Below are 12,231 nucleotides of genomic sequence, written 5' to 3'. Positions count from 1 at the left end.
CGAATTTCCGAGCTGGAGGTCGATGAGGACCATGACGAACATCGTCGTTTTGATCAAGCAGGTTCCGGACACCTGGTCCGAGCGCAAGTTGTCCGATGGCGACTACACGCTGGACCGCGAGGCCGCCGACGCGGTGCTCGACGAGATCAACGAGCGCGCCGTCGAGGAGGCGCTCCAGATCAAGGAGTCCAGCGGTGGCGAGGTCACCATCCTGTCCGCCGGTCCCGAGCGGACCACCGACGCCATCCGCAAGGCGTTGTCGATGGGTGCCGACAAGGCCATCCACATCAAGGACGACCAGATGCACGGCTCCGACGCCGTCCAGACGGCCTACGTCCTCGCGCGTGCCCTGGGCACCGTCGAGGGTGTCGAGCTGGTCATCGCCGGCAACGAGGCGACCGACGGCCGCGGTGGCGCGGTGCCGTCGATGATCGCCGAGTACCTCGAGCTCCCGCACCTGACGCACCTGCGCAAGCTGACCGTCGAGGGCGACACCCTCACCGGTGAGCGCGAGACCGACGAGGGCATCACCCACGTCGAGTCGTCGCTGCCCGCGATCGTCAGCGTGAACGAGAAGATCAACGAGCCGCGCTTCCCCTCGTTCAAGGGGATCATGGCCGCGAAGAAGAAGGAAGTCCAGGTCGTGAGCCTGGCCGAGATCGGCGTCGAGTCCACCGACGTGGGCCTCGACAACGCGGGTTCGACGGTCACCTCGTCGGTCCCCAAGCCGCCGAAGACCGCGGGTGAGCGGGTCACCGATGAAGGCGACGGTGGCACCAAGGTCGCCGAGTACCTCGTCGGCCAGAAGATCATCTGACCCCCCGACACCCGACACACACAGGAGCGTAAGAACATGGCAGAAGTACTGGTACTCGCCGAGCTGGACGCCGAGGGTGCACTGAAGAAGGTCACCTCCGAGCTCATCACCGCGGCGCGTTCGCTGGTTAGCCCGTCGGTCGTCGTCGCGGGCAAGCCCGGGACCGCCGACGCCGTCATCGACGGCCTCAAGGAGGCCGGCGCGGAGAAGGTCTACGTCGCCGAGTCCGACGACGTCGAGGGCTACCTGATCAGCCCCAAGGTCGACATCCTCGCCGCCGTCGCCGAGCAGGCCTCGCCGGCCGGCATCATCGTCGCGGCCAACGCCGACGGCAAGGAGATCTCGGGCCGTCTCGCGGTGCGCCTCGGCTCGGGCATCCTCTACGACGTCGTCGAGATCAAGGACGACAAGACCGGCGTCCACTCCATCTTCGGTGGCGCGTTCACCGTCGAGGCGCAGCCCAAGGGCGACATCCCGATCTACTCGATCCGCCCCGGTGGCGTCGAGGCCGCACCGCAGGCCGGCGCCGGCGAGCGCGTCGACGTCGAGGTTCCCGCCCCGGCCGCGAACGCCGTCAAGATCACCAAGGTCGAGCCCATCGTCGGTGGCGACCGTCCCGAGCTGACCGAGGCGTCGATCGTCGTCTCCGGTGGCCGTGGCGTCGGCAGCGCCGAGAAGTTCTCGGTCGTCGAGGATCTGGCCGACTCGCTCGGTGCCGCCGTCGGTGCCTCGCGCGCCGCCGTCGACTCCGGCTACTACCCGGGTCAGTTCCAGGTCGGTCAGACCGGCAAGACCGTGTCGCCGCAGCTCTACGTGGCGCTCGGCATCTCCGGTGCCATCCAGCACCGCGCCGGTATGCAGACCTCGAAGACCATCGTCGCGGTCAACAAGGACGAAGAGGCACCCATCTTCGAGATCGCCGACTACGGCATCGTGGGCGACCTGTTCGACGTCGCGCCGCAGCTGACCGAGGCGGTCAACAAGCGCAAGTGATGACCTGATCATCACCGTCTCCACCGTGTGACCCCCGGCCCCCGGCCGGGGGTCACACGTATGTCAGGCCTCATTCACCTCGGCCGGGGGAGTTCATCGGGTCTCCATCGACACGACACTCGACCGGTGCTGCCGTGTCCGGTTCGGCAACTAGACCTGTGGCCATGGGCAATTCACCGATCTCCACGCTGCGGCGACCGGTCCGCGGGACAGCGCAGCCCCTGCTCGCCGGGTTGCGTTATGCGCTGTCGGTCTCGTCGGCACCGACCGATGTCGAGGCCGCCCAGCGCCTGCGCCACGCCGTGTTCTCGACCGAGCCGGGCTTCGACGGCTCCATGGACCACGCGGTCGACGGACGCGACGTCGACCGCTTCGACGAGCACTGCGACCACGTCGTCGTCCGACACCTGCCCGGTGACGAGGTCGTCGGGTGCTACCGGATGCTGCCGCCGCCCGGCGCCATCGCGGCGGGTGGTCTCTACACCGCCACCGAGTTCGACCTACGCGCGCTCGAGCCGATCGCCGCCGAGACCGTCGAGATGGGTCGGGCGTGTGTGGCGCCGGCCCACCGCTCGGGCGCGGTGATGTCGCTCATGTGGTCGGGCATCCTCCGCTACCTCGATCTCGCCGGCTACCGCTTCGTCGTCGGGTGCACCTCGGTACCGGTCGACCCCGGCGACGGCACCGCGCCGGGCGCGGTCGTCGGCGCGGTCCGTGACCTCGTCAACGCCCGCCACCGCGCACCGTGGGAGGTCCACCCGCTGCGGCCGGTCGTGATCGACGGTCGCGCGCTCGACGACATCGCCCCCGCGGTCGGCACCCCCACACCACCGCTGCTGTCGGGGTATCTGCGCATCGGGGCGCAGATCTGCGGCGAACCGGCCCACGACCCCGACTTCGGGGTCGCCGATTTCGTCACCGTGCTCGACACCACGCGGGCGAACATCCGATATCTCGACCGACTGCGGTCGGCCGCCGACGCCGCGCAGGCGTGAGCAGAGAGGCAGTCATGACAGACGTCACCCACCACCGGATCACCCCCGACGAGGTCACCCCGATCGAGGCGGCCGCCCCGGCCCGGCACGCCTGGTTCCCCTCGAGCCCCTGCGGCGCGGGCTGCATCACCGCCGCACCCACTACGCGCGGTCGGGGCGCGATTGCACTGCGCACCGTCGCGGTGGCGGCTACCGTCGGCTGGCTCGTGCCCGTCGGTGCGATGGTGCAGCTGCTCCCGCGTCCGCTGCGACGGCGGTTCATCCGGGTCGCCGCACGGTCGCTGCTGGGGGCACTGGGCATCGGTGTCGAGATCGACGATCGGCGGCCGTTCGCCGGCCGCGGAGCGGGCCTCGTCGTCGCCAACCACACCTCGTTCCTCGACATCGTCGCCATCGCGACGGTCGTCCCGGCCCGCTTCGTCGCGAAGTCCGAACTGCAGGGATGGCCGGTGATCGGCGGGTTGGCGCGACGGCTCGGCGTGATCGGCATCCACCGGGAGTCGTTGCGGCAGTTGCCCACCGTGCTCGATCAGATGGTCGCCGGGCTCCACGCCGACGACGCCGTGGGCGTCTTCCCCGAGGGCACCACGTGGTGCGGTCGGTCGGGCGGGCGTTTCCGTCCCGCGCTGTTCCAGTCGGCCGTGGACACCGGCGCGTCGGTCCTCCCGATGCACGTCGGTTTCCGCGCCGGTGGCCGCGACATCTCGACGATCCCGGCGTTCATCGGTGACGACGATCTCCTCGACACGGTGCGGCGCATCCTCGCGACCCGCGATCTCACCGTCTGCGTGCGCCTGCACGAACTGCAGTTCCCCGGCACCGACCGCCGCGAGCTGGCGGGGCGCTGCGAACGCCTCGTGTTCGGACCGGTGTCGTTGCCGCCCGCCGCCGCCGACCTCGATCGGGTGCACGCGCTGACCCTCGCCGGATGACCCCTTTGGGATGACCCGGTGAGCGCCGCGGGCCGCCCGTGGCCCGCGGCACACCGACGGCCGAAATGTTCGGGGCCTGCGCACCGTTATCCTTGGACGACCATGCCCACATCCGGTGACGCCCCCGTCTACCTCGACAACGCCGCCTCGACAGCCATGCTGCGCGAGGCCGTCGAGGCGATGACGCGAATCATGGCCGACCCCGGTAATGCCTCGTCGCTGCACGGATCGGGTCGCCGCGCCCGGCGCCACCTGGAAGAGGCGCGCGAATCCGTCGCCGCGTCCGTCGGGGCGCGACCGTCGGAGGTCATCTTCACCGCCGGCGGCACCGAGAGCGACAACCTGGGCATCAAGGGCATCTTCTGGGCCCGTCGTCGCGCCGACGCCCGTCGCCGCCGCATCGTGATCTCCGCGGTCGAACACCATGCGGTGATCGACCCCGCACAGTGGCTCGCCGACCGCGGCGACGCCGACCTGGTGCTCCTGCCCGTCGATGCCGACGGGACCGTGTCACCGGCCGCCCTGCGCGCGGAACTGGCCGCCCATCCCCACGACAGCGCGCTGGTGTCGGTGATGTGGGCGAACAACGAGGTGGGCACCATCGAACCCGTCGCCGACCTCGCCGCGGTCGCCGCCGAGTTCGGCGTCCCCATGCACTCCGACGCCATTCAGGCCGTCGGTCACATCCCGGTCGACTTCACCGCCGCGGGCCTGGCCGCCATGAGCATCGCGGCGCACAAGTTCGGGGGCCCGCACGGCGCCGGCGCCCTCGTGCTGCGACGCGACGTCGAATGCGAACCCCTGCTCCACGGTGGCGGGCACGAGCGCGACATCCGCTCGGGAACCCCCGACGCCGCCGCGGCGGTCGGCATGGCCACCGCCCTGGCGGTGTCCGTCGCCGGGCTCGACTCCTCGATGGTGCGGGTCGCGGCACTCCGCGACCGCCTGCTCGACGCGCTGTCGGGTACCGAGGGCTGCATCGTCAACGGGCCGCTCGGTGACCGCAGGTTGCCCGGCAACGCCCATGTCGCCTTCCGCGGCTGCGAGGGCGACTCCCTGCTGATGTTGCTCGACGCCCACGGCATCGAGTGCTCGACCGGCTCGGCGTGCACCGCGGGCGTCGCGCGCGCCAGCCACGTCCTGCTGGCGATGGGCATGTCGACCCCCGATGCCCGCAGCAGCCTGAGATTCTCCCTGTCGCCGTCGACGACCACCGCCGACGTCGACCGTGTCGCCGCGGTGATCGACGAGGTCGTCGACCGCGCCCGCACCGCCGGCATGGCCAGCGTCTCGGCCGGGGAGTACTGATGCGCGTCCTGGCCGCCATGAGCGGCGGTGTCGACTCGGCCGTGGCTGCCGCACGCGCGGTCGAGGCCGGCCACGACGTCGTCGGGGTACACCTGGCGCTGTCGACCGCACCGGGCACACTGCGCACGGGCAGCCGCGGCTGCTGCTCGAAGGAGGACGCCGGCGATGCCCGCCGCGTCGCCGACATCCTCGGCATCCCGTTCTACGTCTGGGAATTCGCCGACCGGTTCAAAGAAGACGTGATCGACGAGTTCGTGGGCGCCTACGCCGCGGGCGACACCCCCAACCCGTGCCTGACGTGCAACGAGAAGATCAAGTTCTCGGCGCTGTCCGAACGCGCCCAGGCACTCGGTTTCGATGCCGTCGCGACCGGGCACTACGCGCGCCTCGTCGACGGCGAGCTGCGTCGCGCGGTCGACGAGGACAAGGACCAGTCGTACGTGCTCGCGGTGCTGACCGCGCGACAGCTCGCGCACGCGATGTTCCCGATCGGCGACACCCCCAAGAGCGAGATCCGGGCCGAGGCGGCGCGCCGCGGCCTCGCCGTCGCCGACAAGCCCGACTCCCACGACATCTGCTTCATCCCCTCGGGCGACACCCGCGCGTTCCTCGGGGCGCGGATCGGGATCCGGACCGGCAAGGTCGTCGACGCCGTCACCGGAGAATCGCTGGCCGATCACGACGGTGTGCACGGGTTCACCATCGGCCAGCGCAAGGGCCTCGGGATCGACGCCCCCGCGGCCGACGGCTCCCCGCGCTACGTCACGGCCATCGATTCCGCGACCGCCACGGTCACCGTCGGTCCCCGCGACCGTCTCGACGTGTGGTCCATCGACGCCGAGCGCGCGGTGTGGACCCGCGGCCCCGTCCCCGACGAGGACATCGACTGCGTGGTGCAGGTGCGCGCGCACGGTGGACTGGCCCCCGCCCGGGCGCGCGCGTCCGCCGACGGCACGGCGTTCACCGTCGAGCTCGGTGAACCGCTGACCGGTGTCGCACGCGGCCAGGCCGCGGTGCTCTATCGTCCCGACGCCACGCGGGGCGACGAGGTCATCGGCTGCGGTCGCATCGTGCGCGCGTGAGCGACACCGACCGGACCGGTCCCCCCACCGGGGTGGCCACCGGCGTCGGTTCGATGCCCGGGCGCGATCCCCGAACCGCGGCCGAGGTGGTGGCCGGCGAGGTCGAACTCGTGGCGCTGCCCGAGTTGCCCGACCGCGGGATCGGTTCGGACATCATCGGTCGCTGCGCCGCCCTGCTCGTCGGGATCCCGATGGACACCAGCGCGTCGGGATACCGCCTCGCGACCGGTACGTCGATGATGGCCCGCCGCGCCCGCGACATGCTCGCCGCCGACCTCGACGCGTTCGAGGAGATCTGGGAGACCCGCGGTCTCAAGGGCGACCGACCGTGGGTGAAGGTGCAGGTCTGCGGCCCGTTCACCCTCGCCGCGTCGGTGGAGATGGCCAACGGACACAAGGCCTTACACGACCGCGGCGCGTGGACCGATCTCGTCGGCTCCATCGCCGAGGGCGCGGCGAACCACGCTGCGGAACTGCGCCGCCGGCTCGGGGCGGACGTGATCGTCCAGATCGACGAACCGCTCATCGACCGCGTCATCGAGGGCAGCATCACTCCGCTGTCGCGCCTCGACGTCATCGACCCTGTACCGGCGGCGACGGTCGTCGAGCATCTCGACACCCTCGTCGACGTCGTCGGGGGACCGGTGATCCTGCACCACTGCGGGCGCCGGTTCCCGTGGCAGGTCGCCGCCCAGACCCGGCTCTGGGGTGTCTCGCTCGACATCGACTCGATCGGCGTCCGCCGCGGATCCACCGCCGACCTCGACGGCTTCGGCGAGCTGATCGACCGGGGCACCGTGGTGGCGCTGGGCGCCGTGCCCAGCACCCGGCCCACACCCGAACGTCACGTCGAGCATGTGGTCGACGCGGTGACCGCACTCGTCGACACCATCGGCATCTCCCACGACGTGTTCACCGAGCAGATGATCATCACCCCGACCTGCGGGCTCGCGGGCGCCGACACCGATTGGGCACGCGCGGCGCTGACGTTGGCCACGGCCGTCGCCGAGGCCCTGCCCCAGCAGTAGCGCCCCCGTCGCGGTTCAGGCGCGGATGGTGACCGTGGTCCCCACGCCGGCCCACTTGTAGAGCGACGCCATCGTCGCGCCGGGGACGTGCACGCATCCGCGCGAGCCGTTCGTGCGGTAGCGCGGACTGCCGTAGTCGAAGTTCTGCCACGGCGAGTCGTGGAACCCGAAATCGCCGAAGAACGGCATCCAGTAGTGGACGAACACCCGGTAGTCGGACCCGACGAGGTACCGGTCGGTCTCCTCGGCGACGATCTTCCACGTCCCGGTCGGGGTGCGGTCGGTGCGATTGTCGATCCCGGTGGTGATGTAGGACGCCTCGACCAGCGATGACGTGTCGCACATCCGCATCCGCTGCTCGGAGATGCTCACGACGATCGACTTGCCGCCGACGCCGTCGCGGCATGCGGCGTTGTCGGCCGCGTCGATCGAGGAGGTTCTCGGGGCCGCGGTCGTCGGTGCCGCGGAGGTGACGGCGGCGGTCACCGCCCGCGACGACGGTGTCGTGGTGGAGAAGGATCCCGCGACCAGGACACCCGACACGATCAGTGCCAGCGGCACCACGATCAACGCCCACCAGTAGTCGCGCGACCACCCCGTGAGGTCGTTTCGCAGGCGAAGGGGCATGGCCACCAGGATGGCACAAGGGGCGGCCCGGCGATGTCAGCGCTGGTCGAGCTGCCGCACGAGTCGCGCGGGGGCGATCCGGCGGTAACTCGCGTCGATCAGCTCGCCCACCTCGTCCCAATCCGGCGCGTTCCCCGACGGATCCGGACCTCCCGACAGATCGAGGCCCAGCCACCCGGCCGGACCGAGGTAGGCGGGGACGAACACCCGCGGATCGGCCCGCAACGCGTCGGCCTCGGCCGGATCGGGGTGGAACAGGATCGACTGCTCCCTGCGCTCGCCGCCGCGGATCGATCCGCCGTAGTGGCAGAACACCCGACCGCAGCGGAACGTCGGCCGGCCGTGGGCGATCACCTCGGTCGACTCGGGGAACGCCCTCGCGATGTCGCGCACGCGACCCAGCACCGGATCGTCGTCGTCGAACATGATCGGGTGCGGCACGCGGTCGAGAATCGCACATGCGCACGGCGCTGCGCGCCCGGTCGAGCGGACTCGGGGTGTCGGTGCCGTCGACTAATCTCACGCAGGTGGACGACAGCACCCAGGGCACCGCAGGTCCGACCGACGGGGGCTCGGCCGATGCGGGCGTGCGCACGCAGTGGTCGGAGTTGGCCGAGGAGGTCCGCGAGCACCAGTTCCGCTACTACGTCAAGGATTCCCCGGTCATCACCGACGGGGAGTTCGACGCGTTGCTGGGCCGGTTGCAGCAACTCGAGGCCGACCACCCCGAACTCGCGACGCCCGACTCGCCCACCGCACTCGTCGGCGGTGGCTTCGCCACCGAGTTCGCCGCCGTCGACCATCTCGAACGGATGCTGTCGCTGGACAACGTCTTCGACGCCGACGAGATGCGCACCTGGATCGACCGCGTGGAGGCCGACGCGGGTACCGGGCTCGAATACCTCTGCGAGCTGAAGATCGACGGCGTCGCGTTGGCGCTGGTCTACGAGAACGGCGTCCTGGTGCGCGGCACCACCCGCGGCGACGGTCGCACCGGAGAGGACGTCACCCTCAACGCCAAGACGATCGACGACATCCCGCACCGGCTCACTCCCAGCGACGACCATCCGATGCCGGAGATCCTCGAGGTGCGCGGCGAGGTCTTCTTCCGGGTCGAGGACTTCGAGGCGCTCAACGCCTCGCTGGTCGCCGAGGGCAAACCCCCGTTCGCCAACCCCCGCAACTCGGCCGCGGGATCGCTACGCCAGAAGAACCCCCAGATCACCGCGCGGCGTCGCCTCGGGATGATCTGCCACGGCATCGGCAAGCTGCAGGGGTACGCACCCGAGTCGCTGCACGAGGCCTACCTCGCGCTGGGGGCGTGGGGTCTGCCGGTCTCGGCCCACACCCGGAAACTCACCGGCGCGACGGAGATCCTGTCCACGATCGCCTACTGGGGCGAACACCGCCACGACGTCGAGCACGAGATCGACGGCATCGTCGTCAAGGTCGACACCACCGCACTGCAGCGTCGGCTGGGCTCCACCTCGCGCGCTCCCCGCTGGGCCATCGCCTACAAGTACCCGCCGCAGGAGGCGACCACGAAGCTTCTGGACGTGAAGGTCAACGTAGGGCGCACGGGCAGGGTCACGCCGTTCGCGTTCATGGAACCCGTGTTGGTAGCGGGTTCCACCGTCTCGCGCGCGACCCTGCACAACGCTTCAGAGGTCAAACGCAAGGGTGTGCTGATCGGTGACACCGTCACCATCCGCAAGGCCGGCGACGTGATCCCCGAGGTGCTCGGCCCGGTGGTCGATCTGCGTGACGGGAGCGAGCGGGAATTCGAGATGCCAACCCGGTGTCCCGAATGCGGCACCGAACTGCGACACGAGAAGGAGGGCGACGCCGACATCCGCTGTCCCAACTCGCAGTTCTGTCCGGCGCAGCTCCGAGAGCGGTTGTTCCATGTTGCCGGCCGCGGTGCGTTCGACATCGAGGCGCTCGGCTACGAAGGAGCCACCGCACTTTCTTCCTCGCCGGTCATGGCGAACGAAGGTGATCTGTTCTCGCTCACCGCTGACGACCTCGCGAAGGTTGGTCTGTACGTCACCAACGACGGCGAGTTGTCCGCCAACGGCAGAGCCCTGCTGTCCAATCTCGAGAAGGCCAAGAAGGCGCCACTGTGGCGCGTGTTGGTCGCCTTGTCCATCCGGCACATCGGACCGTCGGCTGCACGCGCACTGGCCACCGAGTTCGGCACCCTCGAGGCGATCGCGGACGCGGACGTCGACCAGCTCGCGCAGACCGGCGGCCTGGCGAAGACGTTGGCCCAGAGCATCGTCGACTGGTTCGCCGTCGACTGGCACCGTGAGGTCGTCTCTAAGTGGCGCGATGCGGGCGTCCGGATGGCCGACGAACGCGACGACTCCACTCCGCGCACCCTGACCGGGCTGAGCATCGTGGTCACCGGTTCTCTCGAGAACTACTCCCGCGACGGAGCGAAGGAGGCCATCCTCGTGCGCGGCGGCAAGGCCTCGGGTTCGGTGTCGAAGAAGACCAGCTATGTGGTCGTCGGTGAATCGCCGGGCACGAAGGCCGAGAAGGCCGAACAACTCGGCGTACCGATCCTCGACGAGGACGGTTTCACAGCGCTGCTGCGTGACGGACCACCCCCGGCGCCCGAACCCGAACCGGATTCCGAGGCGGAGACGGACGCGGCCGACGACTAGGACAGGGCCAGCACGGTCGTGACGATTCTGGACAGGTAGCCGATCCGCGCGATCTCCGAAGGACGGAAATCGGGTCCGCCCGACCGCCCGAGCAGCAGTGCCTTGGTCGCCACCCCGTCGGCGGCCACACCGACCGGTGCGGCGGCCATGCGGGTGTCGGAGTCGCGCCACGACTGGGGCACCCACGCGGCGTCGGGGTCGAGCTGGGTGGCCGCGCCGATCGGGAGGAAGTCGACCCGGGTCAGCCGGGTCTCCGGCGCGCTCGAACTGGCGAACAGCTGGATGACACCGTCCCCGCCGGCGGTGATGATCGTGCTCCACGACACCCGCAGTACGCGCGGGGCGTTGTCCACGAGGACCTGCAGGCGGCGCGGTCCGTCGGCCGAGGCGATCTCGTCGACGAGTTCGAGCTCTCGGTGGGTCTCGAGGACACCGGTGTAGGGACGGATGGAGTCCACGCGGACCCCGTCGACGTTCTCGGCGGCGGTGATCAGGGTGTCGGGCAGCGAGCCGCGGGCGACCTCGACGACGATGTCGTCGACCGCGTAGCCCTCACCGCGTTCGACGACGTCGAGGGAGAGGATGTCGGCGCCGACCGATCCCAGCGACACCGCGAGCAGGCCGAGGCTTCCCGGTCGGTCGGCCAGGTAGACCCGCAACAGATACGACACGTCCGACATTGTCACACCGCGGTCGCGGCCCCGCTGTACGCGCGGGGCCGCTCAGGCGGTCGGGACGCGGCCGGGTTGCGCCGGATCGAGGGGTTCGATGCCCACGGCGGTGCCGTAGGCGCAGACCTCGATACCGGTCCCGCCGAACTCGGTGGTCTCGAAGCGGAACGCGACGACGGCGTTGGCGCCCTTCTGCTGTGCCTCGGCGGCCAGGCGCGACAACGCCTCCTGGCGGCAGTCGTGCAGGAGCTGGGTGACGCCCTTCAGTTCACCGCCCGCCATCGCCTTGAAACCGGCACCGATGTTCGAGCCGATGTTGCGTGACCGCACGGTGAGTCCGAACACCTCACCGAAGGTGAAGCCGATGCGGTAGCCCGGGATCTCGTTGCTGGTGACGATGATCATGGAGAGATGGTAGGTCGTTTCGGTGCGACGATGGGGCCATGTCATCGGTGCACGAGGAGTCCGCGCCCGACCCGGGAACCACGGGTGTCGGGACCACGCACGTCACGACGTCGGTGGCGCGGCGGATCGAACCGGGACGCGAACACGATTTCCTCGCCTGGACCGATGCGGGTATCGCCCTGGTGCGGACCTTCCCCGGATTCCTCGGGGGAGGGTGGCTGCGGTCGCCGTCGGATCCGTGCGAGTACTACGTGCTGTTCCGGTTCGCGAGCGAGAGCGACCTCGAGGACTGGATGGCGTCCCCGATCCGGCGTGCCTGGCTCTCGCGTGGCGAGGGTGTCGCGGTCGAGCAGGTGGTCCATCGACTCTCGGGGGTCGAGGGGTGGTTCGAACCGCAGTCGACGCTGACCCACGCGGTACGGGTGGTCGGCGGACCGCCGCCACGCTGGAAGCAGGCGATCACCATCTGGCTCGGGTTCTTCCCGCTGAGTCTCGCGATCAACTTCGGGGTCATCGCCCACCTCGACGGGGTCCCGCTGGCCGCCAAGACCCTCATCGCGACCGTCATCAACACCCCGCTCATGGTCTACCTGGTGTTGCCGTGGATCACCGCCCGTCTCCGGCGCTGGTTGTAGAGGCCACTAGTCTTGAGCGGGCTGCGACCGTGGGTCGCGGCGTTTCGTTGCACGTGGAAGGGATCCATC

General features: G+C 70.0%; 13 protein-coding genes. 9 read left to right on the top strand and 4 right to left on the bottom strand.

Going from position 1 to position 12,231, the window contains the following annotated elements; all coding sequences use genetic code 11:
- The first annotated feature begins 31 nt into the window (after positions 1-31).
- The 7 genes from TU34_RS13380 (at position 32) to TU34_RS13350 (ending at position 7,155) form a co-directional block, all read left to right on the top strand.
- Entirely contained in the window at positions 32-817 is a 786-nt protein-coding gene (locus TU34_RS13380) for an electron transfer flavoprotein subunit beta/FixA family protein (protein ID WP_045823397.1), read from the top strand.
- A gap of 36 nt (positions 818-853) precedes the next feature.
- Positions 854-1,810, top strand: a complete 957-nt coding sequence (locus TU34_RS13375; RefSeq protein ID WP_045823396.1) for an electron transfer flavoprotein subunit alpha/FixB family protein — start codon at positions 854-856, stop codon at positions 1,808-1,810.
- A gap of 164 nt (positions 1,811-1,974) precedes the next feature.
- On the top strand, positions 1,975-2,805 hold the full coding sequence (locus TU34_RS13370) for a GNAT family N-acetyltransferase (RefSeq protein WP_052688930.1): 831 nt from the start codon (positions 1,975-1,977) through the stop codon (positions 2,803-2,805).
- A 14-nt stretch (positions 2,806-2,819) separates the two neighbouring features.
- Complete coding sequence (locus tag TU34_RS13365; RefSeq protein WP_065973599.1) at positions 2,820-3,737, top strand: lysophospholipid acyltransferase family protein; 918 nt, start codon at positions 2,820-2,822, stop codon at positions 3,735-3,737.
- A gap of 102 nt (positions 3,738-3,839) precedes the next feature.
- A complete protein-coding gene (locus tag TU34_RS13360) occupies positions 3,840-5,045 on the top strand; it encodes a cysteine desulfurase family protein (RefSeq protein WP_045823395.1) in 1,206 nt (401 codons plus the stop codon).
- Positions 5,045-6,127 (top strand): tRNA 2-thiouridine(34) synthase MnmA, encoded by a 1,083-nt coding sequence (mnmA, locus tag TU34_RS13355; RefSeq protein ID WP_045823394.1) that lies wholly within the window; start codon positions 5,045-5,047, stop codon positions 6,125-6,127. The genes TU34_RS13360 and mnmA overlap by 1 nt, the downstream gene beginning before the upstream one ends.
- The gene (locus TU34_RS13350) at positions 6,124-7,155 is read left to right on the top strand and encodes a uroporphyrinogen decarboxylase/cobalamine-independent methonine synthase family protein (protein ID WP_238981300.1); all 1,032 of its coding nucleotides are present in this window, start codon (positions 6,124-6,126) and stop codon (positions 7,153-7,155) included. Before mnmA ends, TU34_RS13350 begins: the two co-directional genes overlap by 4 nt.
- A 15-nt stretch (positions 7,156-7,170) precedes the next feature.
- Here TU34_RS13350 and TU34_RS13345 read toward each other — a convergent pair whose 3' ends face one another.
- On the bottom strand, positions 7,171-7,782 hold the full coding sequence (locus TU34_RS13345) for a L,D-transpeptidase (protein ID WP_045823393.1): 612 nt from the start codon (positions 7,780-7,782) through the stop codon (positions 7,171-7,173).
- Between the two features lie 36 nt (positions 7,783-7,818).
- Complete coding sequence (locus tag TU34_RS13340; RefSeq protein ID WP_045823392.1) at positions 7,819-8,223, bottom strand: MmcQ/YjbR family DNA-binding protein; 405 nt, start codon at positions 8,221-8,223, stop codon at positions 7,819-7,821.
- A gap of 146 nt (positions 8,224-8,369) precedes the next feature.
- On the opposite strand from TU34_RS13340, the gene ligA reads away from it, so the two are divergent.
- Complete coding sequence (gene ligA, locus TU34_RS13335; protein ID WP_420835184.1) at positions 8,370-10,451, top strand: NAD-dependent DNA ligase LigA; 2,082 nt, start codon at positions 8,370-8,372, stop codon at positions 10,449-10,451.
- On the opposite strand, the gene TU34_RS13330 is transcribed toward ligA, so the two are convergent.
- Both TU34_RS13330 and TU34_RS13325 read right to left on the bottom strand, forming a co-directional pair.
- A complete protein-coding gene (locus TU34_RS13330) occupies positions 10,448-11,131 on the bottom strand; it encodes an ACT domain-containing protein (RefSeq protein WP_045823391.1) in 684 nt (227 codons plus the stop codon). The two genes, ligA and TU34_RS13330, sit on opposite strands and share 4 nt — an antisense overlap.
- 42 nt (positions 11,132-11,173) lie before the next feature.
- On the bottom strand, positions 11,174-11,527 hold the full coding sequence (locus TU34_RS13325; protein WP_045823390.1) for a YbjQ family protein: 354 nt from the start codon (positions 11,525-11,527) through the stop codon (positions 11,174-11,176).
- Positions 11,528-11,565: 38 nt separating this feature from the next.
- On the opposite strand from TU34_RS13325, the gene TU34_RS13320 reads away from it, so the two are divergent.
- Positions 11,566-12,162, top strand: a complete 597-nt coding sequence (locus TU34_RS13320) for an antibiotic biosynthesis monooxygenase (RefSeq protein ID WP_045823389.1) — start codon at positions 11,566-11,568, stop codon at positions 12,160-12,162.
- The last annotated feature ends 69 nt before the right edge of the window (positions 12,163-12,231 follow it).

Source organism: Williamsia herbipolensis, assembly GCF_000964005.1.
Taxonomy (GTDB): Bacteria; Actinomycetota; Actinomycetes; order Mycobacteriales; family Mycobacteriaceae; genus Williamsia_A; species Williamsia_A herbipolensis.
This window is presented reverse-complemented; position numbering and strand designations above follow the sequence as displayed.